This is a genomic window from Modestobacter sp. VKM Ac-2982 (assembly GCF_026967935.1).
Taxonomy (GTDB): domain Bacteria; phylum Actinomycetota; class Actinomycetes; order Mycobacteriales; family Geodermatophilaceae; genus Modestobacter.
In genome coordinates, this window is the sequence record NZ_JAPVBL010000004.1 from 256,682 (window position 1) to 282,408 (window position 25,727).

At 73.8% G+C, this 25,727-nt stretch carries 31 protein-coding genes; 11 read left to right on the forward strand and 20 right to left on the reverse strand.

Going from position 1 to position 25,727, the window contains the following annotated elements; translation table 11 throughout:
* Positions 1-11: 11 nt before the first annotated feature.
* Together O2W20_RS15675 and O2W20_RS15680 are read right to left on the reverse strand one after the other, a co-directional pair.
* Complete coding sequence (locus O2W20_RS15675; protein WP_269171254.1) at positions 12-932, reverse strand: DUF6910 family protein; 921 nt, start codon at positions 930-932, stop codon at positions 12-14.
* Positions 933-973: 41 nt separating this feature from the next.
* Positions 974-1,222 (reverse strand): hypothetical protein, encoded by a 249-nt coding sequence (locus O2W20_RS15680; RefSeq protein WP_269171253.1) that lies wholly within the window; start codon positions 1,220-1,222, stop codon positions 974-976.
* A gap of 147 nt (positions 1,223-1,369) precedes the next feature.
* On the opposite strand from O2W20_RS15680, the gene O2W20_RS15685 reads away from it, so the two are divergent.
* Together O2W20_RS15685 and O2W20_RS15690 are read left to right on the forward strand one after the other, a co-directional pair.
* Positions 1,370-3,454, forward strand: a complete 2,085-nt coding sequence (locus O2W20_RS15685; protein ID WP_269171252.1) for a glycosyltransferase — start codon at positions 1,370-1,372, stop codon at positions 3,452-3,454.
* A complete protein-coding gene (locus O2W20_RS15690) occupies positions 3,451-3,996 on the forward strand; it encodes a hypothetical protein (protein ID WP_269171251.1) in 546 nt (181 codons plus the stop codon). Before O2W20_RS15685 ends, O2W20_RS15690 begins: the two co-directional genes overlap by 4 nt.
* Here the strand turns inward: O2W20_RS15690 and rdgB are convergent.
* Positions 3,993-4,601: an RdgB/HAM1 family non-canonical purine NTP pyrophosphatase gene (rdgB, locus tag O2W20_RS15695; protein ID WP_269171250.1), complete on the reverse strand. Its 609-nt coding sequence runs from the start codon at positions 4,599-4,601 to the stop codon at positions 3,993-3,995. The genes O2W20_RS15690 and rdgB overlap by 4 nt on opposite strands.
* A complete protein-coding gene (gene rph / locus O2W20_RS15700) occupies positions 4,598-5,320 on the reverse strand; it encodes a ribonuclease PH (RefSeq protein ID WP_269171249.1) in 723 nt (240 codons plus the stop codon). Before rph ends, rdgB begins: the two co-directional genes overlap by 4 nt.
* A 105-nt stretch (positions 5,321-5,425) precedes the next feature.
* Between rph and O2W20_RS15705 the strand changes: the two genes are divergently transcribed.
* From O2W20_RS15705 to gndA, 5 genes are all read left to right on the forward strand, one after another.
* On the forward strand, positions 5,426-6,004 hold the full coding sequence (locus O2W20_RS15705) for an ArsR/SmtB family transcription factor (protein ID WP_269171248.1): 579 nt from the start codon (positions 5,426-5,428) through the stop codon (positions 6,002-6,004).
* Complete coding sequence (locus O2W20_RS15710) at positions 6,001-6,798, forward strand: SRPBCC family protein (protein WP_269171247.1); 798 nt, start codon at positions 6,001-6,003, stop codon at positions 6,796-6,798. The genes O2W20_RS15705 and O2W20_RS15710 overlap by 4 nt, the downstream gene beginning before the upstream one ends.
* Before the next feature lie 60 nt (positions 6,799-6,858).
* Entirely contained in the window at positions 6,859-7,263 is a 405-nt protein-coding gene (locus tag O2W20_RS15715; RefSeq protein ID WP_269171246.1) for a YjbQ family protein, read from the forward strand.
* A gap of 48 nt (positions 7,264-7,311) precedes the next feature.
* Positions 7,312-7,812: a thioredoxin-dependent thiol peroxidase gene (gene bcp, locus O2W20_RS15720; RefSeq protein WP_269171245.1), complete on the forward strand. Its 501-nt coding sequence runs from the start codon at positions 7,312-7,314 to the stop codon at positions 7,810-7,812.
* Between the two features lie 111 nt (positions 7,813-7,923).
* Positions 7,924-9,363 (forward strand): NADP-dependent phosphogluconate dehydrogenase, encoded by a 1,440-nt coding sequence (gndA, locus tag O2W20_RS15725; RefSeq protein WP_269171244.1) that lies wholly within the window; start codon positions 7,924-7,926, stop codon positions 9,361-9,363.
* A gap of 65 nt (positions 9,364-9,428) precedes the next feature.
* On the opposite strand, the gene O2W20_RS15730 is transcribed toward gndA, so the two are convergent.
* The 8 genes from O2W20_RS15730 to O2W20_RS15765 form a co-directional block, all read right to left on the reverse strand.
* Positions 9,429-9,914: a DUF4262 domain-containing protein gene (locus O2W20_RS15730; RefSeq protein ID WP_269171243.1), complete on the reverse strand. Its 486-nt coding sequence runs from the start codon at positions 9,912-9,914 to the stop codon at positions 9,429-9,431.
* Between the two features lie 185 nt (positions 9,915-10,099).
* Positions 10,100-11,059, reverse strand: a complete 960-nt coding sequence (locus tag O2W20_RS15735; RefSeq protein ID WP_269171242.1) for a DNA polymerase domain-containing protein — start codon at positions 11,057-11,059, stop codon at positions 10,100-10,102.
* Between the two features lie 57 nt (positions 11,060-11,116).
* Positions 11,117-11,857 (reverse strand): MBL fold metallo-hydrolase, encoded by a 741-nt coding sequence (locus O2W20_RS15740; protein ID WP_269171241.1) that lies wholly within the window; start codon positions 11,855-11,857, stop codon positions 11,117-11,119.
* On the reverse strand, positions 11,854-12,681 hold the full coding sequence (gene murI, locus O2W20_RS15745; RefSeq protein WP_269171240.1) for a glutamate racemase: 828 nt from the start codon (positions 12,679-12,681) through the stop codon (positions 11,854-11,856). Before murI ends, O2W20_RS15740 begins: the two co-directional genes overlap by 4 nt.
* A gap of 71 nt (positions 12,682-12,752) precedes the next feature.
* Positions 12,753-13,409, reverse strand: coding sequence for an HAD-IA family hydrolase (locus O2W20_RS15750; RefSeq protein WP_269171239.1), 657 nt, complete (start codon positions 13,407-13,409; stop codon positions 12,753-12,755).
* Complete coding sequence (locus O2W20_RS15755) at positions 13,406-14,356, reverse strand: PLP-dependent cysteine synthase family protein (protein ID WP_269171238.1); 951 nt, start codon at positions 14,354-14,356, stop codon at positions 13,406-13,408. The genes O2W20_RS15750 and O2W20_RS15755 overlap by 4 nt, the downstream gene beginning before the upstream one ends.
* A 43-nt stretch (positions 14,357-14,399) precedes the next feature.
* Positions 14,400-14,678: a MoaD/ThiS family protein gene (locus O2W20_RS15760; protein WP_036333445.1), complete on the reverse strand. Its 279-nt coding sequence runs from the start codon at positions 14,676-14,678 to the stop codon at positions 14,400-14,402.
* Between the two features lie 137 nt (positions 14,679-14,815).
* Complete coding sequence (locus tag O2W20_RS15765) at positions 14,816-15,289, reverse strand: M67 family metallopeptidase (RefSeq protein ID WP_269171237.1); 474 nt, start codon at positions 15,287-15,289, stop codon at positions 14,816-14,818.
* 111 nt (positions 15,290-15,400) lie between these two features.
* Between O2W20_RS15765 and O2W20_RS15770 the strand changes: the two genes are divergently transcribed.
* Positions 15,401-15,754 carry a hypothetical protein gene (locus O2W20_RS15770; RefSeq protein WP_269171236.1) on the forward strand — a complete coding sequence of 118 codons (354 nt, stop codon included), beginning with the start codon at positions 15,401-15,403 and terminating at the stop codon, positions 15,752-15,754.
* Here O2W20_RS15770 and O2W20_RS15775 read toward each other — a convergent pair.
* Both O2W20_RS15775 and clpS read right to left on the reverse strand, forming a co-directional pair.
* Entirely contained in the window at positions 15,693-16,205 is a 513-nt protein-coding gene (locus O2W20_RS15775) for a DUF2017 family protein (RefSeq protein ID WP_269171235.1), read from the reverse strand. The two genes, O2W20_RS15770 and O2W20_RS15775, sit on opposite strands and share 62 nt — an antisense overlap.
* Positions 16,202-16,498 carry an ATP-dependent Clp protease adapter ClpS gene (gene clpS, locus O2W20_RS15780; RefSeq protein WP_036333437.1) on the reverse strand — a complete coding sequence of 99 codons (297 nt, stop codon included), beginning with the start codon at positions 16,496-16,498 and terminating at the stop codon, positions 16,202-16,204. Before clpS ends, O2W20_RS15775 begins: the two co-directional genes overlap by 4 nt.
* 62 nt (positions 16,499-16,560) lie before the next feature.
* Here clpS and O2W20_RS15785 point away from each other — a divergent pair, with 62 nt between their 5' ends.
* Positions 16,561-17,856 (forward strand): nicotinate phosphoribosyltransferase, encoded by a 1,296-nt coding sequence (locus O2W20_RS15785; RefSeq protein ID WP_269171234.1) that lies wholly within the window; start codon positions 16,561-16,563, stop codon positions 17,854-17,856.
* Positions 17,857-17,910: 54 nt separating this feature from the next.
* Positions 17,911-18,480: an isochorismatase family protein gene (locus O2W20_RS15790; protein ID WP_269171233.1), complete on the forward strand. Its 570-nt coding sequence runs from the start codon at positions 17,911-17,913 to the stop codon at positions 18,478-18,480.
* 9 nt (positions 18,481-18,489) lie between these two features.
* Here O2W20_RS15790 and serB read toward each other — a convergent pair whose 3' ends face one another.
* The gene (gene serB, locus O2W20_RS15795) at positions 18,490-19,740 is read right to left on the reverse strand and encodes a phosphoserine phosphatase SerB (protein ID WP_269171232.1); all 1,251 of its coding nucleotides are present in this window, start codon (positions 19,738-19,740) and stop codon (positions 18,490-18,492) included.
* A 141-nt stretch (positions 19,741-19,881) separates the two neighbouring features.
* A complete protein-coding gene (gene ctaD, locus O2W20_RS15800; protein ID WP_269171231.1) occupies positions 19,882-21,642 on the reverse strand; it encodes an aa3-type cytochrome oxidase subunit I in 1,761 nt (586 codons plus the stop codon).
* A 277-nt stretch (positions 21,643-21,919) separates the two neighbouring features.
* Between ctaD and O2W20_RS15805 the strand changes: the two genes are divergently transcribed.
* Positions 21,920-22,195 (forward strand): GlsB/YeaQ/YmgE family stress response membrane protein, encoded by a 276-nt coding sequence (locus O2W20_RS15805; RefSeq protein WP_269171230.1) that lies wholly within the window; start codon positions 21,920-21,922, stop codon positions 22,193-22,195.
* An 82-nt stretch (positions 22,196-22,277) separates the two neighbouring features.
* On the opposite strand, the gene O2W20_RS15810 is transcribed toward O2W20_RS15805, so the two are convergent.
* The 4 genes from O2W20_RS15810 to O2W20_RS15825 form a co-directional block, all read right to left on the reverse strand.
* Positions 22,278-23,123, reverse strand: a complete 846-nt coding sequence (locus O2W20_RS15810) for a putative RNA methyltransferase (RefSeq protein WP_269171229.1) — start codon at positions 23,121-23,123, stop codon at positions 22,278-22,280.
* Positions 23,120-23,638: a metallophosphoesterase family protein gene (locus O2W20_RS15815; RefSeq protein ID WP_269171228.1), complete on the reverse strand. Its 519-nt coding sequence runs from the start codon at positions 23,636-23,638 to the stop codon at positions 23,120-23,122. The genes O2W20_RS15810 and O2W20_RS15815 overlap by 4 nt, the downstream gene beginning before the upstream one ends.
* A gap of 44 nt (positions 23,639-23,682) precedes the next feature.
* A complete protein-coding gene (locus O2W20_RS15820) occupies positions 23,683-24,606 on the reverse strand; it encodes a cation diffusion facilitator family transporter (protein ID WP_269171227.1) in 924 nt (307 codons plus the stop codon).
* An 86-nt stretch (positions 24,607-24,692) separates the two neighbouring features.
* Complete coding sequence (locus tag O2W20_RS15825; RefSeq protein ID WP_269171226.1) at positions 24,693-25,562, reverse strand: M23 family metallopeptidase; 870 nt, start codon at positions 25,560-25,562, stop codon at positions 24,693-24,695.
* Positions 25,563-25,727 lie beyond the last annotated feature (165 nt).

Genomic DNA, 25,727 nt, shown 5'->3' on the forward strand with positions numbered 1-25,727 from the left:
GGGCAGCGCGGTCAGGTGAACTCGACCAGCAGCTCCAGCTGCACCGACGGCGCCGCCGGGTCGTCGTCGTCGACCACGCCCAGCAGGCACACCCGGGCGTCCTCCACCCCACGCAACGCCAGCCCCTCCACCTTGTGCACGCGGCCGTCGACCTCGGGCACCGCCGCGATGTCGAGCACGGTCCCGCCGTCGACCAGCGCGAGAGCGGCGGCGACCACCGGCCCGTCGTCGACCGCGTTCGGGGTGTCCTCCGCGGCCGCGGAGAGCAGCACCCGCCCGTCGGGCAGCGAGACGGCGTCGGTGACCGCCAGCCCCACACCGGCCACCCGGCCGAGGTCGTAGGACCGGGGCGAGGAGATCGGCACCGCGTCGGCGCCGGCCCTGCCCAGCACCGCGGCGACCAGGTCGGCCAGCGGCAGGTCGACGCTGGCCGGCCCCGCCCCGGCGGCGAGGTTGCCCCGGTGGAACCAGCGGACGGTGTCCCCGTGCCGGCTGCCCCCTTCGAGGTTCAGCTGGCCCGCCGGGATCTCCAGCAGCTGCGCCACCCTGGCGTACAGCGCACCCAGCTCGTCGGCCTGCGCGACCGGCTCGCCGCCCTCCAGCCGCACGAGCACCCCGCGCATCCGCCGCGGCGTCGACCCCGATCCGAGCAGCAGGACGGCCGGCTCGCCGTCCACCTCGGCCGGGCAGGCCACCTCCAGGTCCGGCTTGAGGTGCTTGGTCCCCGCCGGCTCGCTGAAGTGGTCCAGCCCCTCCACCGGCGGCAGCACGCGCACGGGGGTCACCCCACCCGGCCGCACCCAGGCGGCGATGGTCGCGTCGTCCGGAGCCACCAGCCAGCCGTCCCCCAGCGGCGCGATCGCAGACGCGGCCGTCACGGGCGTCCCGTCGTCGAAGGTCAGCTTCCGGACGTCGTCCACCGTGATCCGCATGCCGCGGTGGTGCCCGCCGGGGCAGTCCGACACGCCTCCGATCAGCCGAGGGAGTCCATCGCCTCGGCTCGGAACTGGGCCAGGAACTGGTCGCGGGTGATGCCCCGCCGCTCGGCCTCCCGCTCGCAGAGCATCGCGATCACCAGCGAGGACTGCCGGACGACGTCCGCGCGGGTGTCCTCGTCCAGACCGCCCAGCACCGCCGTCCAGGCCCGCCAGTCGCCGTCCCCGGCCGCCTCGGCCATCTCCAGCACCAGCCCGAACCGGCGCAGCTGCTCCAGGTTGGCCATCCGCCACTCCCCCGTCCCCGGTCGCCCGCTGCGGCCGCTGGAGCCCGACGGTAGCGACGCCGCACACGCGGGCACCGGCTCACCCGCCCGGGTGGCCCACCCGCCGCCCGACCACAGCCGGACGGCGCAGGTGCCGACCACCACGGGGTGACGGTCTTCGCGCCCCGCGGCGCCATCCCCGGCCCGGTGGTGCGCCCTGACCACGGGAAGCACGCCGCGCCCCAACGGCTCGGCGCCGTCCTGGTCGAGCAGGGGGTGCTCACCGAGCAACAGCTGGCCGAGGCCCTGGACCAGCAGGAACGGGTGGGCGCACCGCTGGGCTCCGTCGTCCTGGCCAAGGGCTGGGTGACCCGGCGGGAGCTCTACGTCGGCCTGGCGGCGGTGTGGGGCGCAGACCTCGCGTTCGTCGACCCGGTGGACGTCGACGAGGAACTGGCCCGGCGCTTCCCGGCCGCGATGCTCGCCCGCGAGACCTGGGTGCCGCTGCGCGTCGAGGAGGACGGCGACGGCCTGCCCCAGGTCGTCGTCGCCACCGCCGGTCGTCCGTCGGCGCACATCGCCGAGGTGGTCGTGCAGCGCACCGGCATCCCGCGGGTGCGCCAGGTGGTCACCACCGACTGGGACGTGCAGCGGGCACTGCGCACCGTGTGGCGGGACGAGCTGGTCCACGACGCGGTCAGCGCGCTGGCCGAGCGCCGCCCCGACGAGTCGGCGTCCACGGTGTTCGTCCGGCCGCAGATCGCCGGCCTGATCGCCCTGCTCGTCGCCACCGTGACCGGATTGGTGCTCGACCCCTCGCTGACCATGCTGGTCCTGGTCGCGACGGTGAACGTCGCCGTCGCACTCGCCGTCGGCGCCAAGGCGGTGATCAGCACCGTCGGCACCGCCTGGGAGACCGTCGAGCAGGTCACCGCGGCGGAGGTCGGCGCACTGGACGACGCCGAGCTGCCCGTCTACACGATCCTCGTCCCGGTCTACAAGGAAGCCGGGATCGTCGGGCTGCTGATGCGCAACCTGGCCGACCTGGACTGGCCGCGGGAGAAGCTGGAGATCCTGCTGCTGCTGGAGGAGGACGACCCGGAGACGCTCACCGCCGCGCTGGCCGCCGCACCGCCGGACATCGTCCGCATCGTCGTCGTCCCGCACTCGCTGCCCAAGACCAAGCCGCGCGCCTGCAACGTCGGGCTCGCCTTCGCCCGCGGCGAGTACGTGGTCATCTACGACGCCGAGGACCGCCCCGACGCCGACCAGCTGAAGAAGTCGCTGATCGCCTTCCGCAAGGGCGGGGACGACCTGGTCTGCGTGCAGGCGGCCCTGAACTACTTCAACGCCCGGGAGAACCTGCTCACCCGGATGTTCACCCTGGAGTACTCCTCCTGGTTCGACTACACCCTGGCCGGCCTGGACAAGCTGCGCCTGCCCATCCCGCTGGGCGGCACGAGCAACCACTTCCGCACCGACATGCTGCGCGACCTCGGTGGCTGGGACCCCTACAACGTCACCGAGGACGCCGACCTCGGCATCCGCGCCTCCGCCCGCGGCCACCGCGTCGCCGTCGTCAACTCCACGACGTACGAGGAGGCGAACATGGCCGTCGGCAACTGGATCCGGCAGCGCAGCCGCTGGATCAAGGGCTACATGCAGACGGTCCTGGTGCACACCCGGCACCCGTGGCGGCTGCTGCGCAGCGTCGGCCCCCGGCAGGCGGCCGGCTTCGCGCTGCTCATCGGCGGCACCCCGTTGATGTTCCTGGCCGCCCCGTGGCTCTACGCGATGCTCGCGGTCGAGCTCATCGCGCCCGGCGCCCTGACCCCGGCGCTGCCCGAGTGGCTGGTGCAGGTCAGCCTGGCCAACCTGCTGCTGGGCAACGGCGTGATCATCTACCTGTCGCTGCTGGCCGGCTTCAAGCGGCGGACCTACGGCCTGGTGCCGTTCGCGCTGCTCTCCCCGCTCTACTGGCTGCTGCACTCGGTGGCCTCGTACAAGGCGCTGTGGCAGCTGCTGGTCAACCCCTTCTACTGGGAGAAGACGAACCACGGGCTGTCCAGCCACGTCCAGGCAGAGGACCTGCCGCGCATGGACGCCGGCCCCGCCTCGGCGCGTCCCGCGGCGGCCCCGGCACCCGCGACGAGGCAGGGCACGCACGACGTCGTCCAGCTGATCGACCCGCAGAGCATCCCTGCGCCACCCCCTGCGCCGGTCCTCCGGCGCGCTGTGGAGCACCGGGCATGACCGCCGTGTCCCCGGTGCGGCCGGCCACCGTGGCCGCCCCTCCTCGGGTGCCGATCCGCTGGGCGCTGCTGGCCGGCGCCCTCCTGCTCGGGGTCCAGGGCGCCGTCCTGCTCGCCACCGACCGGTCGGTGCGCGACGTGCTGCTGCCCGGCCACCTGGTGCTGATCGTCGCCTTCGGGCTGGTCTTCTGCCTCGGCGCCGTCACCGTGGCCGGCTTCGCCGCGGGTGCGGCCGCCGCCGGCCTGGTCGTGCTGCAGCCGGACACCCTGCTGCCGCTGCTCGGCGGTGCCGCGCTGCTGGCCCTGGGGTGCGGGCTCGCACCCGGCTGGACCCGGGTCGAGACCTGGCAGGCGGCGCAGTCCCGCCCGCTGAGCACGGAGCAGGAGGCCGCGGCCACCCCTCAGGCCGACCGCAGCCGCGGCCGACGCCTACGGGACCAGTGGCGGTCCGACCGGGTGCTCGCAGCCTTCCTCGTGCTCGCGTTCCACCCGGTGCTGGCGGCGTTCGCGCTCTGGTTCACCGACTGGATGCAGCGCCGCTAACGGCCGCCGAGCACCTCACCGATGACCGGCAGCAGCGCGGCGAACGCCTGCCCCCGGTGGCTGATCGCGTCCTTCTCCGCCGGCTCCAGCTCCGCCGACGTCACGGTGAGGCCGGTCGGCACGAAGACCGGGTCGTAGCCGAAGCCGTTGCTGCCCCGGGGCTCCCGGACGACCGTGCCCCGCCAGCGCCGCTCGAGCACGTGCCCGCCGCCGTCCGGCGTGACCAGCGCAGCGGCGCAGACGAACGCCGCACCGCGCCGTTCGTCGGGCACGTCGGCGAGCTGCCCGAGCAGGAGAGCAGTGTTGGCCGGGTCGTCCCCGTGCCGCCCGGACCAGCGGGCGGACAGGATCCCCGGCATCCCGTTCAGCGCGTCGACGGCCAGACCGGAGTCGTCGGCGACCGCCGGCAGGCCGGTGTACCGGACCGCCTCCCGCGCCTTGAGCAGCGCGTTCTCCTCAAACGTCGCCCCGGTCTCCGGCGCCTCGGGGTACTCCGGCACGTCGCGCAGCCCCAGCACCTCGACCCCGGGGACGGCGGTGGCCAGCAGCCGCTGCAGCTCGGCGAGCTTGCCGGCGTTGCGGGTGGCGAGCAGCAGCTTGCTCACGCCGACAACGCCTCCTGCTGGGCCAGCGTCAGCTCCGCGCAGCCGGCGACGGCCAGGTCGAGCAGCTGGTCGAGGGTGGCCCGGTCGAAGACGGCGCCCTCCGCCGTCCCCTGGACCTCGACGAAGCCGCCGGTGCCGGTGCACACGACGTTCATGTCGGTGCCGGCGGTGACGTCCTCCTCGTAGGCGAGGTCCAGTCGCGGCTCGCCGTCGATGACGCCCACGCTGACCGCGGCGACCGAGTTCGGCAGCGGGGTCGCACTGGCCAGCTTGCCGCGCTCGCCGAGCCAGCTCACCGCGTCGGCGAGGGCCACGTAGGCGCCGGTGATCGCGGCGGTGCGCGTGCCGCCGTCGGCCTGCAGGACGTCGCAGTCCAGCGCGATGCTGTTCTCCCCCAGCGCGGCCAGGTCGATGCTCGCCCGCAGCGACCGGCCGATGAGCCGGCTGATCTCGTGGGTGCGGCCGCCGATCTTGCCCTTGACCGACTCGCGGTCGCTGCGCGTGTGGGTGGCCCGCGGGAGCATCGAGTACTCGGCGGTGACCCAGCCCAGGCCCGAGCCGCGGCGCCAGCGGGGCACCCCCTCGGTGACGCTGGCCGCGCAGAGCACGCGGGTGCGACCGAACTCGACGAGCACCGAGCCCTCGGCGTGGTCGAGCCAGTTGCGGGTGATGGTCACCGGGCGGAGCTGGTCGGCCGCGCGGCCGTCGGGGCGGGTCACGTCGTCCGAGGGTACTGACGCCCCCGCGGTGGCCTGCCGACATCGTCTCCGCCGACGAGCGGGCGGACCCTTGACAGGTTTTCTTGTCAAGAGCACCCTGACGTCATGCAGGACGTCGAGGTCATCGAGGACGCGGAGGCAGCCGCCGCCGCACTGGACCCGGTCCGGGCGCGGCTGCTCGGTGAGCTGGCCGTTCCGGCCTCCGCCTCCGGGCTCGCCGCGCGGGTCGGCATCACGCGCCAGAAGGTCAACTACCACCTCAAGGCGCTCGAGGCGCACGGCCTGGTGGCGCTGTCCGAGACGCGCCGGCACGGCGGGATCACCGAGCGGGTGCTGCAGGCGTCGGCGGCGTCGTACGTCGTGTCACCGGCGGCCGTCAGTGCCTCCGCGGCCGACCCGGACGCCAACGCCGACCACCTGTCGGCGGGCTACCTCGTCGCACTGGCGGGCCGGCTGGTGCGCGAGGTCGGCGCCCTGGCGCGCCGGGCCGGCGCGTCCGGCACCCGCCTGCCGACGCTGACCATCGACACCCGGATCGGCTTCCGGTCGGCCGCCGACCGGGCTGCCTTCGCCGACGACCTGACCGCGGCGGTGCTCGACCTGGCCGCTCGGTACCACCACGACGACGGGCGCCCGCACCGGCTCGTCGTCGCCGCCCATCCCGTTCCCGAGGAGAGAACATGAGCACGACCACGGACGTCCCGTACCGCCTGGAGTTCAGCGTCGAGGTCCCGGGCACACCGGAACAGGTCTGGCAGGCCATCGCGACCGCCCAGGGCATGAGCGCCTGGTTCCTGCCGACCGAGATCGAGGAGCACGAGGGCGGCTCCCTGCGCTTCTCCATGGGCCCCGACATGGGCTCGGACGGCCGGGTCACCGGCTGGGACCCGCCGCGCCGCCTCGCCTACGAAGAGGACTGGGCCGCCCTGATGGGCAAGGACCCGGACGCGCTGAGCCCGCTCACGTCGGAGTTCCTCGTCGAGGCGCAGTCCGGCGGCACCTGCATCGTGCGCGTCACCAGCAGTGGCTTCGGGACCGGCGCCGCCTGGGAGTCGGAGTGGTGGGACAGCATGGGCCCGGCCTGGATGCCGTTCTTCGACAACCTGCGCCTCTACCTGGCGCACTTCCCCGGCCAGCGAGCCAGGCACCTGGAGGCCACCGCCTCCCACCCCGGTGACGCGGAGACGGTCTGGTCGGCCCTGCACGACGCCCTCGGCCTCGGGGACGAGGGCGCAACGGTCGAGGTGCGCGGTGCCAGCGGCACGGTCGAGCGGGTCGGCGAGCGACAGGCGCTCGTCCGGCTCACCGCGCCGGTGCCCGGGATGCTCAGCGTCTTCGCCCACGCCTACGGCGACGGCGACGGCACGGCGACGGCGGGCGTGCGTGGGTACCTGTTCTCCGCCGACGCGGCGGACTACGTGCGGCGCGAGGAGCCGGCCTGGCAGACCTGGCTGCAAGGGCTCGCGGTCCCGGCCTGACCCCCGCGCGGGACCGACCGCCCGGATGTCCCCGGGGGGCGCGGATGCCATGGTGTCCCCATGCGCTCAGAGCTCCGTGCCGTCCGCACCGGGGGCGTGCCCTCGATCGTCGACCTCACCGACGAGTGCGCCGAGTTCGTCCGCGGCGAGGGCGACGGTCTGCTCCAGGTGTTCGTCCCGCACGCGACCGCCGGGATCGCGATCATCGAGACCGGTGCCGGCAGCGACGACGACCTGCTCGCCCAGCTCGACGAGCTGCTCCCCCGCGACGACCGCTGGCGGCACCGGCACGGCGCCCCCGGGCACGGCCGCGACCACGTGCTGCCGGCGTTCGTCCCGCCGCACGCCACGGTGCCGGTGCTCGAGGGGCGGCTGACCCTGGGCACGTGGCAGCGCATCTGCTTCGTCGACACCAACGTCGACAACCCCTCCCGGCACGTGCGGTTCAGCTTCCTGGCCGGCTGAGCGGAAGCCGGGTTGGGCACCGCCGGTCGCGTGCGGCACGATCCCCCCATGACCGAGACCGACCCCGGCATCGACACGGCCCCCGTCCGCCTCGCCCCCGGTGACCCGGCGCCCGAGTTCACCCTCCCGGACGCCGACGGCACGCCCGTCTCGCTGTCGTCCTACCGGGGTCGGCGGGTCATCGTGTACTGCTACCCGGCCGCGCTCACCCCGGGATGCACCACCCAGGCCGTGGACTTCACCGCGGCAGCCGGGGACCTGGCCGAGGCCGGGCTGGACATCATCGGCGTCTCCCCCGACGTCCCCGAGAAGCTGAGCCGGTTCCGGGAGCAGGAAGAGCTGTCCATCACCCTGGTCTCCGACCCGGAGAAGCAGGTGCTGACGGCCTACGGCGCCTACGGCCCGAAGAAGCTGTACGGCAAGGAGGTCGTCGGGGTCATCCGGTCGACCTTCGTCGTCGGCGCCGACGGCCGGATCGAGAAGGCCGCCTACAACGTCAAGGCCACCGGGCACGTGGCGAAGCTGATGCGCGACCTCGGCATCGACTGACGGTTCCTCCTGTCCCGCACCGTCCGCAAGGAGCAGCGGCGGGACAGGCCGCGAGTCCACGGAGTGGACGGTGACTGGTCAGCACGGCACCCGGTCGGGCAGGGTCGTGGCATGAGTGATCAGATCGGCGTCACCGGGCTCGCGGTCATGGGCGCCAACCTCGCCCGCAACCTCGCCCGGCACGGCCACCAGGTGGTCCTGCACAACCGCAGCAGGGGGCGCACCGATGCCCTCGTCGAGCAGCACGGCAGCGAGGGCGACTTCGTGCCGACCGGCTCGATGGCGGAGTTCGTCGGCGCACTGGAGCGCCCGCGCAAGATCATCGTCATGGTGCAGGCGGGTGCGGCCACCGACGGCGTCATCGAGGAGATCGCCCCGCTGCTGGACGAGGGCGACGTGCTGATGGACGGCGGTAACGCCCTGTTCACCGACACGATCCGCCGCACCGAGGCGCTCACCGCCCGGGGCCTGCACTTCATGGGCACCGGGATCAGCGGCGGTGAGGAGGGCGCGCTCAACGGGCCGAGCATCATGCCCGGCGGCTCGAAGGAGGCCTACGCGCTGGTCGGCCCGCTGCTGGAGTCGATCGCCGCCGTCGTCGACGGCGAGCCGTGCTGCACCCACATCGGGGCCAGCGGTGCCGGCCACTTCGTGAAGATGGTGCACAACGGCATCGAGTACGCCGACATGCAGCTCATCGCCGAGGCCTACGACCTGCTGCGCCAGGGGCTGGGGCTGACGCCCGCGGAGATCGGTGACGTCTTCGCCAGCTGGAACGAGGGGGACCTCGAGAGCTACCTGATCGAGATCACCGCGCAGGTGCTGCGGCACACCGACGCCGAGACCGGTGGGCCGTTCGTCGACATCGTGCTGGACGAGGCCGAGCAGAAGGGCACCGGTCGCTGGACCGTGCAGTCCGCCCTCGACCTGGGCGTGCCGGTCAGCGGCATCGCGGAGGCCGTCTTCGCCCGGGCGCTGTCCGGGCACCGGGAGCAGCGGCAGGCGGCGCAGAAGGTGCTGCCGGGGCCCGACCGCGAGTGGGACGAGCAGGTGGCGGACAAGGAGGCCTTCATCGAGTCGGTGCGCCAGGCGCTGTACGCCTCGAAGGTGGTCGCCTACGCCCAGGGGTTCGACCAGATCACCCAGGGCGCCGACCAGCACGGCTGGGACATCGACCGGGCGGCGCTGGCCAAGATCTGGCGCGGTGGCTGCATCATCCGGGCGCGCTTCCTGGACCGGATCAGCCAGGTGTTCACCGACGAGCCCGACGTCACCACCCTGCTGACCAACGAGTACTTCCGGAACGCGGTCAGCGAGGGCCAGGAGAGCTGGCGGCAGGTCGTGGCCGGCGCGGCCCGGCACGGGGTGCCGGTGCCCGGCTTCGCCAGCGCGCTGGCCTACTACGACGGGCTGCGGGCCGAGCGGCTGCCGGCCGCGCTGATCCAGGGCCTGCGCGACCTCTTCGGCGCGCACACCTACCGGCGCACCGACCGCGAGGGCTCCTTCCACACCATGTGGGGCGAGGACGGCCGCGAGGTGAAGACCAGCTGATCGACCCCGGGTGACCGTGCGGCGGCGGGGCAGGCCCTGCCGGGCGAGCCCCGCCACCGCACCGGTCATGCTCGCCAGGTGCCCGGCCGCGGCTGGCACCCCGGACCGCAGGGCCAGCCGGGGTCCCAGGGAAAGGCGCCGTCCCGGTGCTGCCAGGTCAGCTGGAAGGCCGGCAGCGAGGCCTCGTCCGGCCGGCGGTGGTGCCGGTTGGCGGCGAACAGCACCTCGCCGGGGTTCGGCAACTGCTCCACGACCAACCCGTCGGGACGGTCGGGGAACATGAGCAGTTCACCGGGGACCAGGTCCCGCCCGTCGGCGACCAGGCCGGCCACCCGGTTCAGCATCGTCTGGGTGTCGTCGTGCCCGGCCCCGACCACGACCAGCTCCGGGTGGCCGAACCCGAAGAGCCCGACGGTGTAGCCGAAGGGTGGCTCTCCCGGGTCGTCACCGGGCCCGACGTACTGCACCGCCCAGCGGTGGGCGCGGATCAGCTGCGTCAGGTGGGCGTCCTCCTGGTCGAGCCAGGCGGTGGTCTGCGGGTCCGTCGTCATGCCACCGACCCTGCCGGTGAGCCGACGGGCAGGCGGCCGTCCGGCCGCACCGCCTGTGGAGGACCGTGCGGCTGTGGACCGGGCCCCGTTCTGTCAGTGGTCCCTGTCAGTGGTCCCTGTCAGTGGTGCCTGTCAGTGGTGCCTGTCATGGCACTCCGGACCGGCCACGTCCAGCCGGCCGTGGGTCACGACCCGCTCTCGGCCGCCTTGGCGCGGGCGCGGCGCTTGCCCTCGTGCATCGCGGCCACCCGGGCGACGGGGATGGTGTGGCCCTCGGCGACCAGGTCGGCGGGCAGCTGCTGGGGCTCCGGCAGCGCCGCCGCCCACGGGTCGCCGTCCCCGATCCGCTCCCGGGCGGTGCGCACGGTGACGTCGCCGGGCCGGACGCCGTCCAGCGCCTCCCAGTCCACCGGCGTGGACACCGGCAGCCCGGGCCGCACCCGGGGGCTGTACGCCGCCGCCACCGTGCCCCGGCCGGATCGGGTCGAGTCGACGAACACCCGGTCACCCCGCTCGGCCACCACGTACGCGGTGGTCGCCAGGTCCGGGTCCAGCCGCTCGGTCCGGGCGGCCAGGGCCCGGGTGGCGGCGGCGACGTCCTCGGCCGGCGACCCGTGCACCGGGACGACGACGTGCAGCCCCGTCGACCCGCTGGTCTTCACCGCCGCCGACAGACCGGCCTCGGCCAGCGCACGGCGGCACAGCAGTGCCGTGCGCACGACCACGTCGAACGGCGCGTCATCGGGTGGGTCGAGGTCCAGCACCAGCCCGGTGGGCTGGTCCTCCCCCACCCGGCTGAACGGCACGTGGTACTCGACGGCCCGCTGGTTGGCCAGCCACAGCAGGGTGCGGCGGTCCTCGACCAGTACCTGGTGCACCTCGCGGTGCGCCCGGTCGGACCAGGTGGCCACCGTCCGGACCCACTCCGGCGCGCCCTTCGGCACGTCGCGCTGGATGAACGGCGCGGCGCCGGGCCGGACGCGCTTGATCGTCAGTGGCCGCCCGGCGAGCAGCGGCACGAGCCGGTCGGCGAAGGCGTCCAGGTGGTCGACGAGCTCCCGCTTGGTCACCTCGAGCCCGTCGCCCAGCGGGGAGTCCAGGCTGCTCAGCCGGACGCCGTCCCGTTCCTCATCGCTGGTGGCCACCCGGTCACCGTGCCGCGCCCGTCCCCGCAGGGCAACCGGTCCGGACGGGGCCCTTCCTCAGATGTCGTAGACGGCGGCGTGCCGGGCCAGCTCGGCGGCCGGGAAGACCGACCGGGCCGCGGCCAACTGCGCCTCGGTGTCCACCCAGGCGGGCACGTGCGTCACGAGCAGCCGGCCGACCCCGGCGGCGGCCGCGTGCTCACCGGCCTGCCGGCCGGTCAGGTGCAGCGCGGGGGGCAGGTCGGGGACGTCGGGGTGGGCGGCCTCGGCCAGCAGCACGTCGGCACCTCGGGCCAGCTCGACCACGGCGTCCGACGGGCCGGTGTCACCGGTGTAGACCAGCGACCGGCCACCCGCGGTCAGCCGCACGGCGTAGCACTCGACCGGGTGGGCCGTCCGCGCCGTCCGGACCTCGAACGGCCCGATGGACCAGGTGCCCGAGCCGACCGGGGTGACGTCGAAGACGTCGTCGATCGGCCCGCCGTCGGCGTCGTAGGCGGCCGCCAGGCGGCGGTCGGCACCGACCGGTGCGTACAGCGGCACGGCGCGGCCGTCGGAGCGGCCCGAGTAGCGGTGCCACACGATGAACGGCGCGGCGTCCAGGCAGTGGTCGGCGTGCAGGTGGCTGAGGTAGACGGCGTCGACCCGGCTGGGGTCGGTGAGCCCCTGCAACGCACCGAAGGACCCGTTGCCCAGGTCCAGCAGCAGGGCGAACTCCTCGTGTTCCACCAGGTAGCAGGACGCCGGGGAGGACGGGCCGGGTCCGCTGCCGGAGCAGCCGACGACGGTGAGCCTCACGCCCCGGCCTCCGCACCCGCAGGCAGGACGGCGTCGACCTCCGGGCCGAGGAACCGCCGGCCGAGCCGGGCGAAGGGCTCCGGGTCACCGGTGGCGAGGAACCGGTGCACCGGCGGTGGGCCCTCCGGGTCGCGCAACAGGTCGGTCCGGGTCAGCACCCGGTACACGTCCTTGGCCGTCTCCTCCGCGCTGGACACCAGCGTGACCTCCTCACCCAGCACCAGCGACAGCACGCCGGTGAGCAGCGGATAGTGCGTGCAGCCGAGCACGACGGTGTCGACGCCGGCGCCCAGCAGTGGGTCCAGGTAGGACTGCGCCAGCCCCACGAGCTGCCGGCCGCTGGTGATCCCGCGCTCGACGAAGTCGACGAAGCTGGGGCAGGCGGCGCTGGTGACGCTGAGCTGCGGCGCCGCGGCGAACGCGTCCTCGTAGGCACCGCTGGTGACGGTGGCCTGGGTGGCGATGACGCCCACCCGGCCGTTGCGCGTCGCCGCGGTCGCCCGACGGACCGCGGGGAGCACCACCTCGACCACCGGGACGTCGTAGCGCTCCCGGGCGTCGCCCAGGCAGGCGGCGCTGGCGGAGTTGCAGGCGATGACGAGCATCTTGACCCCGTCGGCGACCAGCTGGTCCATCGCCGCCAGCGAGTGCCGGCGCACGTCGGCGATCGGCCGGGGACCGTACGGGCTGTGCGCGGTGTCGCCGAGGTAGCGGATCGCCTCGTGCGGCAGCTGGTCGAGGACGGCGCGGGCCACGGTGAGCCCACCGACCCCGGAGTCGAAGATCCCGATGGGCGCGTCCGCCCCCGCTGTCGCAGTGCTCATGTCGGCAGCCAGGCTAACGGCCCGGTCGGACAACGCCGCGCGTCCGGGCTGAGACGGCCGTCTCAGCCCGGTCAGGGGCGACGCAGCAGCGCCGCGTCCGGGAGCAGCAGCCCGCCGGGGGTCCAGCGGGCCCCGGTCAGGTCGCGGACGACGGCGGGCGCCTCGCTGGCCAGTGCGGTCTCCCCGATGCCCAGCACCGTCGCACCGGCGGCCAGCCCCGCGCGGACCCCGCTCGGGCTGTCCTCCAGCACGATCAGCTCGCCCGGCGGGAGCCCCAGCCGGCTCGCCCCGGTCAGGTACGGCTCGGGGTGGGGCTTGCCCGTGACGACGTCCTCGGCGGTCACCACGACGTCCGGCGCCGGGACCCCGGCGGCCAGCAGCCGCGCCGTCGCCAGCTCACGGACCCCGGAGGTGACGACCGCCCAGGGCACGTCGACCAGCTGCGCGACGATGTCCAGGACGCCCGGCACGGCGAGGGTGCCGGCGACGTCCTCCAGCTCGTAGCGGGTGATCAGCGCGGTCGACCGCTCGACGTCCTCGGGCTTGACGAACAGCGCCACCGTGTCGGCGGCCCGGCGACCGGGCACCGCCGCCATGACCTCGTCCGGGTCGAGCCCGGAGTCGACCGCCCAGCGGGACCAGGAGCGCACCACGCTCGGCTCGGAGTCGACCAGCACCCCGTCGTTGTCGAACAGCAGGCCCTGTGCCGGCAGGAGCAGCCCGCTCATGCCCAGAGCTGGCCCTCGAGCGCGGCGCTGGCCTGCTCGAGGGTGCCGGCGTAGGCCCCGGTGGACAGGTACTTCCAACCGCCGTCGCAGACGATGAAGACGATGTCGGCCTTGCGGCCGGCCGCGACCTCCTTGTCGGCGACCCCGAGGGCCGCGTGCAGGATCGCGCCGGTCGAGATGCCGGCGAAGATGCCCTCGCGCTCCACCAGCTGGCGGGTGCGGTGGATCGCGTCGTCCGGGCCGACGGAGAACCGCGAGTCCAGCAGGTCGGCGTCGTACAGCTCGGGGATGAACCCCTCGTCGATGTTGCGCAGGCCGTAGACCAGCTCGCCGTAGCGCGGCTCGGCCGCGATCACCTGGACGCCGGGCTTCTTCTCCCGCAGGTACCGGGAGACGCCCATCAGCGTGCCGGTGGTGCCCAGCCCGGCCACGAAGTGGGTGATCGAGGGCATGTCGGCCAGGATCTCCGGGCCGGTGCCGGTGTAGTGGGCCTCGGCGTTGGCCGGGTTGCCGTACTGGTACAGCATCACCCAGTCCTCGTGCTCGGCGGCCAGGCCCTTGGCGACGGCGACGGCCTGGTTGCTGCCGCCGGCGGCCGGCGAGCTGATGATCCGGGCGCCGTACATCTCCAGCAGCTGACGCCGCTCGATCGAGGTGTTCTCCGGCATCACGCAGATCAGCTCGTAGCCGCGCTGCCGGGCGACCATCGCCAGGGAGATGCCGGTGTTGCCGCTGGTGGGCTCCAGGATCGTGCTGCCCGGCTGCAGCCGCCCCTCCTTCTCGGCCGCCTCGATCATCGCGATGGCGGCCCGGTCCTTGATCGAACCGGTGGGGTTGTGGTCCTCGAGCTTGGCCCACAGCCGGACGTCGGGCGTGGGCGACAGCGCCGGCAGCCCCACCAGCGGGGTGTTGCCGAGCGAGTCGACGAGGGAGGCGAAGCGGGCCATGACGGGTCTCCTGGGGTCGCGGTGCCGGGCGGGGGGCTCCGGGTCAGCAGCCGCCGGCGACGGCGGGCAGGATCGTGACGGAGTCGCCGTCCTTGACGGAGGTGTCCAGGGCACCGGTGAAGCGCACGTCCTCGTCGTTGACGTAGACGTTCACGAAGCGGTGCAGCTTGCCCTCGTCGGTGACCAGACGGCCCTTGATCCCGGGGTGCTGGCTGTCGATGTCGTCGACCAGCGCGCCGAGCGTGTCGCCGTTCCCCTGGACGGTCTTGTTGCCGCCGGTGTGGGTGCGCAGGATGGTCGGGATGCGGACCTCGATGGCCATGGCGTGAGAACTCCTCGGGTGGGGATGTGCGGGATCGGGCTGGGACAGGGGTCGCGCGCAGGGCGCGCAGAGCCGGCTGCTCGGAGGAACGCCGGTGGGCGGCCGGCGATTCCGCCGGCCGCGGGGTGAGCTGGCGCTCAGTCGTAGACGACGGTGGTCGGCGAGTGGCCGAACAGGTAGGACTCGACGACCTCGACGTCCTCCTCGCGCACCTCGCCGTCGACGATCCGGAAGCTGCGGAACTCCACGGTGTCCCCGGCCAGGCCGGTCCGGTCGCCGTGCTCGCGGGTGGAGACCAGCACGTAGTGCGCCTCGGGCTCGGAGGCGTAGCTGATGTCGGTGCGCGAGGGGCGGGCCTCGGTGGCGGTGTGCGAGTGGTAGATGACCACGGGGACCTCGTCCCGGTCGTCCATGTCGCGGTACAGCTTCAGCAGGTCGCCGCTGTCGAACTCGTAGAACGTCGGTGAGCGGGCCGCGTTGAGCATCGGGATGAAGCGCTCGGGCCGGTCGCTGCCCTCGGGGCCGGCGACGACACCACAGGCCTCGTCCGGGTGGTCTTCCCGGGCGTGGGCCACGATGGCGTCGTAGGTCGCGCGGTCGATGCGCAGCACGGGCCCAGTCTAGGCAGCGCCGCCGCGCGACGTCCTCCCCGGCCCGGGACGGGTGACCGCCGGGGGAACGGATTGCGTCCCAGGGGTGTCCGGGCGATAACGTCGCCGACCGTGGTGATCGAGGTTCTCATGGTGCTCGGCGTCGTCCTGGTCGCGCTGCCGGCCCTGGCCATCGGGTCGGCCCGGCTGCTGCACCGCAGTGGCCGCGCCACGGACCAGCGGACCGACCGGGTCGAGCTGGTGCTGGTGGTGCTCGGCCGGCTCATCGGGCTGGTGCTGCTGACCGCCCTGTCCGGCATCACCCTGGTGTCTTGCATCGGGGCGATCGTGCAGGACGTGACGGTGCACAGCCTGGTCTACGTGTTCTTCGTCGCCGACCTGCTCGTCGCCATCCTGGTGCTGCTCACCGTCGGTCGCCTCGACCGGCGGCCAAGGCGTCGATCAGCGAGCCCTGCACCGCGGTGAGCCAGTAGTAGACGGCCAGCTGCGAGTTCTCGTCGTCCGTCCCCTCGCCCGAGGGGTCGATGTCCGGGGGCTCGGTCTCCGCGGTGATGCCCAGCCGGGTGCCCATCGCGAGCCGGAGGTCGTTGGTGGTGCGCAGCCAGGCCCGTGCCTGCTCGGCGTCCAGCCGCACCTCCCCACCTTCGGGGGGCACGGTGGCCCGGACCATCGCCAGGTCGTCGGCCTTGCCGCTGCGCAGCCCGGCCTCGGTGAGGTCGCGGTACTCGGCGGCCAGCTGCGGGTCGCTGGCGTGCCCACTGGGCAGCAGCCGGGCCAGGACCGGGTCGCCGCCGGAGTCGGCCGCATCGGCGACGAGCAGCTGCTCCAGCTGGTCCAGCAGCAGGTTCACGATGTCGGCCTCGGCGTCGACCAGCCGGGCCACCAGCTGGTCGCCCTTGCGGCGGAACGGCTTCATGCGTCCCGCTGGTAGGTGGCCCACAGCCCGTAGGCGTGCAGCCGGTTGGTGTCGTGCTCCATCCGCTCCCGCGGCCCGGAGCTCACGATCGCCTTGCCCTCGTTGTGCACCTGCAGCATGAGCTCCGTCGCGGTCGCCTCGTCGTACCCGAACAGCTCCTGGAGCACGAAGGTCACGTAGGTCATCAGGTTGACCGGGTCGTCCCAGACGACGGTGACCCAGGGGCGGTCGAGGGCGGACTCCTCCCCCGTCGACGTCTCCGACACCCGTTCGGGCGCGAGCGGTCCGGCCACGTGAGCACTCTAGGACGACCGCCTCCCCGGACGCAGTCGGTGGGCACCTATCGTGCTGCTCCATGCCGCAGAGCCCGCCGCTCAGCCCCGCGATGTTCACCGACCGCTACGAGCTGACGATGCTGGCCGCCGCCCTGGCCGACGGCACCGCCGACCGGGACTGCGTCTTCGAGGTGTTCGCCCGCCGGCTGCCGCACGGCCGGCGGTACGGGGTGCTCGCCGGCACCGGCCGGTTCCTGGAGGCGCTGGCCGGCTTCCGGTTCGGCGAGGCCGAGCTCGACGCGCTCCGGCAGCAGGGCGTCGAGGACCCCCGGCTGCTGGAGCACCTGGCCGACTTCCGGTTCACCGGGGACGTCGACGGCTACGCCGAGGGCGACCTCTACTTCCCCGGCTCCCCGGTGCTGACCGTGCGGGCCCCGTTCGGCCAGGCCGTCCTGCTCGAGACCCTGGTGCTGTCGGTCCTCAACCACGACAGCGCCATCGCCGCGGCCGGGGCGCGGATGGTCGGCGCCGCCTGTGGCCGGCCGTGCATCGAGATGGGCTCCCGGCGCACACACGAGGAAGCCGCCGTCGCCGCCGCCCGGGCCGCTGCCCTGGTCGGCTTCTCGGCGACGTCGAACCTGGCCGCCGGCGCTCGCTACGGCATCCCCACGACCGGCACCAGCGCGCACGCGTTCACCCTGCTGCACGACGACGAGGCGTCGGCGTTCCGCGCGCAGCTGGACACGCTGGGCGTGGGGACGACGCTGCTGGTCGACACCTACGACACCGAGCAGGGCATCCGGACGGCGATCGAGGTGGCCGGCCCGGAGCTCGGCGCCGTCCGGCTGGACTCCGGCGACCTCGCCATCGAGGCGACCCGCGCCCGCGAGCTGCTGGACTCCCTGGGCGCGACGCGCACCCGGGTGATCGTCACCAGCGACCTGGACGAGTACGCGATCGCCGCGCTGGCGGCCGCCCCGGTCGACGGCTACGGGGTCGGCACCTCCCTGGTGACCGGTTCCGGCTCGCCCACCGTCGGGATGGTCTACAAGCTGGTGGCCCGGGACGGGGTGCCGGTGGCCAAGAACTCCGTGGGCAAGCGCTCGGTGGGTGGCCGCAAGCACGCCGTGCGCCGGCACGACGCCGACGGGACGGCGACCGCAGAGGTGGTCAGCGCGGCACCGGTCACCACCCGGGAGCACGACCGCGAGCTGATCCGGCCACTGGTCCGTGGCGGGGAACTGGTCGGACCGCGCTCCCCCGCCGACTCCCTGGCCGTGGCGCAGGAACGGCACGTCCAGGCGCGCAGCGCCCTGCCCACCGAGGCGTGGTCGCTGTCCCGGGGCGAGCCGGCGATCGACACCGTCACCGAGTAGCGGCCGAGGGTGTCCCGCCCACCGGGAGGGACGCCGTCGGGGCAGGATGAGGCCATGACCCGGGCATTGGTGATCGTGGACGTGCAGAACGACTTCTGCGAGGGCGGGAGCCTCGCGGTCGACGGCGGCACCGCCGTCGCCCGGGCGATCAGCGCCCACGCCGCCGGGACCGACTACGCACACGTCGTCGCCACCCGGGACCACCACGTCGACCCGGGCGGCCACTTCGCCGCGCAGCCCGACTTCCTGGAGACCTGGCCGGCGCACTGCGTGGTCGGGACGTCCGGGGTCGAGCTGCACTCGGACCTGGACCGGCGCCCGATCGAGGCGGTCTTCGACAAGGGCGAGTACGAGGCCGCCTACTCCGGCTTCGAGGGCTCCTTCGACGGGCAGCCCCTGGCCGACTGGCTGCGGGCGCACGGGGTCGACGCCGTCGACGTCGTGGGCATCGCCACCGACCACTGCGTCCGGGCGACCGCGCTGGACGCGGTCGGCGCCGGGTTCGCCACCCGGGTGCTGCTGCACCTCACCGCCGGGGTCTCCCCCGCCACGACCGACGCCGCCCTGGAGCAGCTCCGCACCGCCGGGGTGGAGCTGGAGGGCACCGTCCACGGGACTGCGTGACCCCGAGGGTCACACCGCGTCCAGCACCTCGTCCCGGGTGAAGCCGAGGACCTGGAGCACGGCGTCCAGGTAGGGCTGGTTCAGCGCCGCGTGTGCCTGGTCGCGGACGAACGGCTTCGCGTTGAAGGCGATGCCGAGCCCGGCCGCGTTGAGCATGTCGAGGTCGTTGGCGCCATCGCCGACTGCAACCGTCTGGTCCAGCGGGACCCCGTGCTCGGCGGCGAAACGGGCCAGCGCCCGCGCCTTGCCCGCCCGGTCGACGACCTCCCCGACGAGCCCGCCGGTGAGCCGCCCGTCGGCCACCTCGAGGGTGTTCGCGGCGGCGAAGTCCAGGCCGAGCTCGGCGGCGAGCGGATCGGTGATCTGGGTGAACCCGCCGCTGACGATCCCGCAGCGGAAGCCCAGCCGCTGCAGCGTGCGGATCAGGGTCCGGGCGCCCGGGGTCAGCACCAGGTGCGCCCGGACCTCGTCCAGCACCTCGACCGGCAGCCCGGCCAGCACCGCCACCCGCGCGCGGAGGGACTCCTCGAAGTCCAGCTCGCCGTTCATCGCCGCCGCGGTGATCCGGGCGACCTCGGCGGCCCGGCCGGCGCGGGCGGCCAGCTCGTCGATCACCTCCCCGCGCACCAGGGTCGAGTCGACGTCCAGCACGATCAGCCGCTTGCCGCGCCGGGCCAGCCCGACCTGCTCCACGGCGATGTCGGTGCCGGTCTCGGCGGCGACCGTGGCCAGCGCCGTGCGCAGCTCGGTGGAGGCAGCGCCGGAGACGGTCAGCTCGAAGCTGGTGACCGGGTAGTCGGACAGCCGGCGGATCGCCTCGATGTTGCCGCCCACCCCGGCGATGGCGCGCGCGGCGCCGGCGACCGCAGCCGGCGGGACGGGGCGGCCCAGCACGATGACGTGGTGGCGCGCGGTGCGCTCCTGCCGGGCGCTGCCGGCCGCGGTGGGCTGCACGCTCACCTGGACGCCGGTCTGCGCCGCCACCTGGGCCGCGGTGGCGCGCAGCCGATCGGCCAGCGGCCCGTCGGCCGCGCTCTCCGGGCTGCCGACGACGACGCCGAGCACCAGCTGGCCGTGCACCACGACCTGTTCGACGTCGAGGACCTCGACCGGGTGCGGGCCGAGCTCGTCCAGCGCAGCGAACAGCGCTGCGGTCACCCCCGGCCGGTCGCTGCCGGTCACGGTCAGCAGGGCGCCGTCGGACGCCGGCGGCACGGCGGTCGGGTCGGTCGGCGCTGGGGCGGCGGCGCGGTCGGTCACCCGGCCATCGTGCCGGATCGGTGATCGCCCTCCCGACCGCACCCCGTCCGCCGCGCCTCTGATCCCGGACGCACGGACGCCCCGTCAGCCATCGGCTGACGGGGCGTCCGGGTCGATCCGGTGCGGGGCACCGACCTCAGGTCAGGTCGGGTCCTTGTCGTCGGCTCCCTGGCGGGCGCCTCCGGTGAGACCGGCCTCGCTGGCGTAGGGCTGGTGGCCCTTGCCGGCGTGGGCCTCCATCTCCAGGCGGTCCCGCAGGTGCGGGTAGTGCAGCTCGAACGCGGGCCGCTCCGACCGGATCCGGGGGATCTCGACGAAGTTGTGCCGCGGCGGCGGGGACGACGTCGCCCACTCCAGCGAGTTGCCGTGACCCCAGGGGTCGTCGCGCAGCGCCAGCCGGCCGTGCTTCCACGACTTCACGACGTTGTAGACGAAGGGGATCACCGAGGCGCCCAGGATGAACGACCCGATCGTCGAGATCGTGTGCATCGTGGTGAAGGAGCCGCCGCCGTCGGTCGCCAGGTAGTCGACGTACCGGCGCGGCATGCCCTCGTTGCCCAGCCAGTGCTGGATGAGGAAGGTGGCGTGGAAGCCGATGAAGGTCAGCCAGAAGTGCAGCTTCCCGATCTTCTCGTCCATCATCCGGCCGCACATCTTCGGGAACCAGAAGTACAGCCCGGCGTAGGCCGCGAACACCACGGTGCCGAAGACGACGTAGTGGAAGTGGGCCACGACGAAGTAGCTGTCGTTGACGTGCCAGTCCAGCGGCGGGCTGGCCAGCAGGACACCGGTCAGACCACCGAGCAGGAAGGTGATCAGGAAGCCGATCGAGAAGAGCATCGGCGTCTCGAAGGTGATCTGCCCCCGCCACATCGTGCCGATCCAGTTGAAGAACTTGATCCCGGTCGGCACCGCGATCAGGTAGGTCAGGAAGGCGAAGAACGGCAGCAGCACCGCACCGGTGGCGAACATGTGGTGCGCCCACACCGCCAGCGAGAGCGCGGTGATGGCGATCAGCGCGAAGACCATGCCCTTGTAGCCGAACAGCGGCTTGCGGCTGAAGACCGGGATGACCTCGCTGATGATGCCGAAGAACGGCAACGCGATGATGTAGACCTCGGGGTGCCCGAAGAACCAGAACAGGTGCTGCCACAGCAGCGGCCCGCCGTTCTCCGGCGTGTAGATCTGCGCATCGAGGTGCCGGTCGGCCAGCAGCGCCATCAGCGCGGCGGTCAGGATCGGGAAGGCCAGCAGGATCAGGATGCTGGTGACCAGCGCTGCCCAGGTGAAGATGGACATCCGGAACATCGTCAGACCCGGCGCGCGCAGGCAGACGATCGTGGCGATGAAGTTGACGCCACCGAGGATCGTGCCCAGACCGCTGACCGCCAGGCCGGCGATCCACAGGTCACCACCGGCGCCCGGGCTGTGCACCCCGGTCGACAGCGGGGTGTAGGCGTACCAGCCGAAGTCGGCTGCGCCACCCGGGGTCAGGAAGCCGGAGACGGCGATCGAGGCGCCGAAGAAGAACAGCCAGAAGGAGAAGGCGTTCAACCGCGGGAAGGCGACGTCCGGCGCGCCCAGCTGCAGCGGCATGATCAAGTTCGCGAACGCGAAGAACATCGGCGTCGCGAAGAACAGCAGCATGATCGTGCCGTGCATCGTGACCAGCTGGTTGTACTGCTCGGGCGAGAGGTACTGCAGCTCCGGGCGGGCCAGCTCACCACGCATCAGGAGAGCCATGAAGCCACCGAGGAAGAACCAGATGAACGCCACCGTGGTGTACATCAGGCCGATGGTCTTGTGGTCGGTGGTGCGCAGCAGACCGAGGAGCCGCGATCCCTTCTCGGCCTCGTGGGCCGGGCTCGGCCGGCTCACGATCGGGGCAGGTGCGATCGTCACGGTCGGAGCTTAGACCGTCACGTCACGGCCGACGCGGCGGGAGCAGCAGTCGGTGCGGCGCGCCCCGGGGAGGTCCGGCGGGGCCCCGGTCCGGCGTCCGGGAGAACCGCAGGTCGGCGCGGTACGGGGCCTGTGGGGCCGGCCGGACGGGCGCAGCAGAGGGCACGACGCGACGCCCCCAGGAGGAGTTTGCTCACGTCCGTGCGCGGCTACTGATGATCTTGCGCTGGACGGACCAGCGCAAGGCGGCTCGACCGTCGTGCACCGGAGGTCACCCATGAGCATCGGTGGAGTTCTCCTCGCGATCCTGATCGGCTTCGTCGCCGGCCTGGTCGCCCGCGCCGTCGTCCCCGGCAAGCAGGACCTCGGCCTCGTCGCCACCCTCCTGCTCGGCCTCATCGGCTCGGTGGTGGGCAACCTGGTCTTCAGCCTCGTCCAGGGCGACGGGCTGCAGTTCGACCTCGGCGGGTGGTGGGCGTCGATCGTGGGCGCCGTCCTGGTGCTGGCCGTCTACGTCGCCGCCACCGGCAAGCAGCGCCGCGTCACCCGCTGACCCGGCCGCCCGCAGGCGGGCACCAGCAGCTCCTCCGAGGGCCCGGCCGCGAGGCCGGGCCCTCGGCCGTCCTGCGGTGGACTCAGCCGCGGGTCCAACTGCCGACGTCGACCGCCACGGTGACCCCGACCGGCTCGGGCAGCGTGGCCACCCGGGCGGCCAGTTCCCCCGCGGCGAGGTGCCGGGCGTGCGGCCCCATCCCGACCAGCGTCCGGACCGCGGCGTGGTCCAGCGCCAGCACCGACCGGTGGCCCGCCGTCCCGGCCGGGTGCAGGTGCGGCTCGAGGGCGGCGGCCAGCCGGTCGGCCTTGGCCGGGTCGACGCGCAGCAGACCCAGCGGGCCGATGAGCTCGGCCAGGTGGTCCGCGGCGGGGGTGACCACCACGAGCCGGCCGTCCGGGGCCAGCACCCGGGCGGTCTCCGCGCCGTTGCGCGGGGCGAACACGACGAGCACCCGGTCGACGGCGGCGTCCTGCACCGGCCAGCGTCCCCAGGAGTCGGCCACCACGGCCATCGCCCGGGGATGCGCGCGGGCGGCCCGGCGAGCGGCGTAGCGAGAGGCGTCCACCACCACCCCGACGGCGTCGGGCGCGCGGTCCAGCACCCCGGCGAGGTGGGCGCCGGTGCCACCGCCCAGGTCGAGCAGGGTGCGCGGCGACCCGGTGACGGCGGCGTCGGCCAGGGCCGCGGTGATGCCGGCGTAGTGGCCGGCGGCCAGGAAGTCCGCCCGGTCGGCCACCATGCTCGCGGAGTCGCCCTCGTGCGGGCTGCCGCCCGGTGGCAGCAGCGTCACGTGGCCCTGCCGCGCCCGGTCGAAGGCGTGCCCGGCCGCGCAGCGGAGGCCGGCCGGGTCGGGGGCGAGCTGTCGGCCGCAGACCGGGCAGGCGAGCAGGGCGACCGCGGGCGCCGGGAGCGGGGGCGGGCTCACCGGCGCGGCGGGCGCACGGGCAGCCGGTGCAGTGCGACGTCCCGCAGCTGCCCGGCCTCGGCGGTGGCGGTGAGGTAGGTGGCGAACGGCTGGCGGCGCCGGTCGGTGGGCGATCCGGGGTTGAGCAGCCGGAGCCCGGTGGACGCGGTGGTGTCCCAGGGGATGTGGCTGTGCCCGAACACCAGGACGTCGACGTCCGGGAACCGGGCCGCGCACCGCTGCTCCCGGCCCTTAACGTCCCCGGTCTCGTGCACCACCGCGAGCCGGACGCCGTCGAGCTCCACCCGGGCGACCTCCGGGAGCCGGTCCCGCAGGACCCCGTGGTCGTTGTTGCCGTAGACCCCCACCAGCTGCCGCGCCCGCTGCGTCAGCTCGTCCAGCAGCGCCACGTCCACCCAGTCGCCGGCGTGCACCACGACGTCGGCCGCCTCGATCCGGTCCCAGAGCGGATCGGGCAGGTCACGGGCGCGCTTGGGGACGTGGGTGTCGGCGATGAACACCACGGAGACCGGCACGACGCCATCGTCGCAGCCGCCCACCACCTCGGAGGCGGGCGCCGTCAGTCGTGGACGGGCGACTCGTGGCTGCTGTGGCCGGGTGACTCGAGCTGGAAGGTGCAGTGCTCTAGGTCGAAGTGGTCACCCAGGCAGTGGCAGAGCGCGTCGAGCACCCGGCCGCCGTGCCCGTCGGCCAGCGCCTCGTCGCTGACGACCACGTGGGCGGAGAGCACCGGCAGGCCGGAGGTGATCGTCCAGGCGTGCAGGTCGTGCACGTCCAGGACGCCGGGGACGCCGAGCACGTGGTCGCGGACCTGCTCGAGGTCGACCCCCTTGGGCGCCGCCTCCAGCAGCACGTCCAGCGCCTCGCGCAGCAGCGACCAGGCGCGGGGCAGCACGAGTGCGCCGACGGCGAGCGAGGCGACGACGTCGGCGCCGGTCCAGCCGGTGGTGAGGATGACGACGGCGGCGACGATCACGGCCACCGAGCCCAGCGCGTCGCCGACCACCTCCAGGTAGGCGCCGCGGGTGTTCAGCGACTCACGCTGGCCGGAGCGGAGCAGGGCCAGCGACCCGATGTTGACCGCCAGCCCGACGAGGGCGACGCCGAGCATCCAGCCCGAGTCGATGTCCGGCGGGTCGCCGATCCGGCGGACCGCCTCCACGACGACGTACCCGCCGACCGCGAGCAGCAGCAGGCCGTTGCCGACGGCGGCGAGGACCTCCATCCGCTGCCAGCCGAAGGTCCGCCGGCCGCGGGCGGGGCGCTGGGCCAGGGTGACGGCACCCAGGGCCATCCCGATGCCCAGCGCGTCGGTGGCCATGTGCGCGGCGTCGGCGAGCAGGGCCAGCGAACCGGAGATCAGCGCGCCGACCAGCTCGAGCACGAAGACCGAGCCGGTGAGGGCCAGGACGATCGCCAGCCGCCCGCGGTGCCCAGCGGCCGTGGTGCCGGCACCGTGCCCCGCACCGTGGTCGTGACCCATCGCCGTCCCCTCAGCCGATCCGCTTCCTCACATGCAGGGTGCCGCATGTGAGCGCAGAACGCCAGGAACGACTGGCCGCTCCGGTCTCAGATCGCGACGCCGCGCTCGCGCAGCCACGGGAGCGGGTCGATCCGGGGGCCGTCCAGGCCACCGTCGTGCACCTCGAAGTGCAGGTGCGGCCCGGTCGACTGCCCTTCGTTGCCCAACAGCGCGATGGTGTCGCCCGCCCGCACGGTCTGCCCCTCCTGGACCAGGATCTCCTGCATGTGGCCGTAGACGGAGACGTCTCCGTCGGCGTGCTGGATGTAGACCGCCAGCCCGAAGCCGCTGGCCGCGCCGGCACGGAGCACGACGCCGTCCATCACCGCGTACTCCGGGGTGCCCAGCGGTGCGGCGAAGTCGATGCCGGCGTGCAGCGTGCCCCAGCGGGAGCCGAACTGGCTGGTCAAGCGGCCCTGGACGGGGAGCACGGCGTGGGGGCGAGCCGCCTCCGCCGCGGCCGCGGCGGCTGCCGCAGCCGCCTCGGCCGCGACCCGGTCCGCGTCGGCCTGCACCTGGGCCGCGGCGGCCTCGGCGTCCTCGCGCTGGGCACGGGTGGCAGCCAGCTCCTGCAGCCGGGCGGCAGCCTCCTCGCCGGTGAGCGCGGGCTGCTCGTCGGCGATCATGCCCAGTTCCTCGGCGACGCTGACCGACTCCCCGCCTGCCGCCCGGGCGACCGGGGACGGCGCACCGGCGGCGGTGAGCCCCAGGCCGACGACCCCGATGATCCCGGCGGCCACGAACAGCGCCGGCCGACCGGCCTGGCGGCGGCGGACGACCCGGCAGGAGGACAGCACGCGAGCCAGCACCTCGGTGCGGTCGGACGGCGGGGTGGCGACGGAGCCGCCCTCGGCGCCGGTGCCGGTCGGGCGCACCGTCCGCTCGTCGTCCAGCCGGTCGAGGTGTTGCGGGTCCATGCACCTGTCTTTCCGTCGGGGGCGATTCGAGTGGGGGCAGTGCAAAAGCGGGGCCCATGTAAACACGCCGTGATGGGTTCGAGATGTGAGCCGAGGGGTATGCACGACCGGTCAAGTGATCGAGGTCACAACACTTAGTGCCAAATGAGCACCCTCTGTCACGTC

Coding starts and splice junctions, on each gene's coding strand:
- O2W20_RS15690 (WP_269171251.1), top strand. CDS start 3,451: ATGACCGCCGTGTCCCCGGTGCGGCCGGCCACCGTGGCCGCCCCTCCT.
- O2W20_RS15730 (WP_269171243.1), bottom strand. CDS start 9,914: ATGACGACGGACCCGCAGACCACCGCCTGGCTCGACCAGGAGGACGCC.
- O2W20_RS15750 (WP_269171239.1), bottom strand. CDS start 13,409: ATGAGCGGGCTGCTCCTGCCGGCACAGGGCCTGCTGTTCGACAACGAC.
- gndA (WP_269171244.1), top strand. CDS start 7,924: ATGAGTGATCAGATCGGCGTCACCGGGCTCGCGGTCATGGGCGCCAAC.
- bcp (WP_269171245.1), top strand. CDS start 7,312: ATGACCGAGACCGACCCCGGCATCGACACGGCCCCCGTCCGCCTCGCC.
- O2W20_RS15805 (WP_269171230.1), top strand. CDS start 21,920: ATGAGCATCGGTGGAGTTCTCCTCGCGATCCTGATCGGCTTCGTCGCC.
- O2W20_RS15760 (WP_036333445.1), bottom strand. CDS start 14,678: ATGGCCATCGAGGTCCGCATCCCGACCATCCTGCGCACCCACACCGGC.
- O2W20_RS15785 (WP_269171234.1), top strand. CDS start 16,561: ATGCCGCAGAGCCCGCCGCTCAGCCCCGCGATGTTCACCGACCGCTAC.
- O2W20_RS15680 (WP_269171253.1), bottom strand. CDS start 1,222: ATGGCCAACCTGGAGCAGCTGCGCCGGTTCGGGCTGGTGCTGGAGATG.
- O2W20_RS15715 (WP_269171246.1), top strand. CDS start 6,859: ATGCGCTCAGAGCTCCGTGCCGTCCGCACCGGGGGCGTGCCCTCGATC.
- O2W20_RS15825 (WP_269171226.1), bottom strand. CDS start 25,562: ATGGACCCGCAACACCTCGACCGGCTGGACGACGAGCGGACGGTGCGC.
- O2W20_RS15790 (WP_269171233.1), top strand. CDS start 17,911: ATGACCCGGGCATTGGTGATCGTGGACGTGCAGAACGACTTCTGCGAG.
- O2W20_RS15710 (WP_269171247.1), top strand. CDS start 6,001: ATGAGCACGACCACGGACGTCCCGTACCGCCTGGAGTTCAGCGTCGAG.
- O2W20_RS15705 (WP_269171248.1), top strand. CDS start 5,426: ATGCAGGACGTCGAGGTCATCGAGGACGCGGAGGCAGCCGCCGCCGCA.
- O2W20_RS15755 (WP_269171238.1), bottom strand. CDS start 14,356: ATGGCCCGCTTCGCCTCCCTCGTCGACTCGCTCGGCAACACCCCGCTG.
- O2W20_RS15675 (WP_269171254.1), bottom strand. CDS start 932: ATGCGGATCACGGTGGACGACGTCCGGAAGCTGACCTTCGACGACGGG.
- O2W20_RS15775 (WP_269171235.1), bottom strand. CDS start 16,205: ATGAAGCCGTTCCGCCGCAAGGGCGACCAGCTGGTGGCCCGGCTGGTC.
- O2W20_RS15820 (WP_269171227.1), bottom strand. CDS start 24,606: ATGGGTCACGACCACGGTGCGGGGCACGGTGCCGGCACCACGGCCGCT.
- murI (WP_269171240.1), bottom strand. CDS start 12,681: ATGAGCACTGCGACAGCGGGGGCGGACGCGCCCATCGGGATCTTCGAC.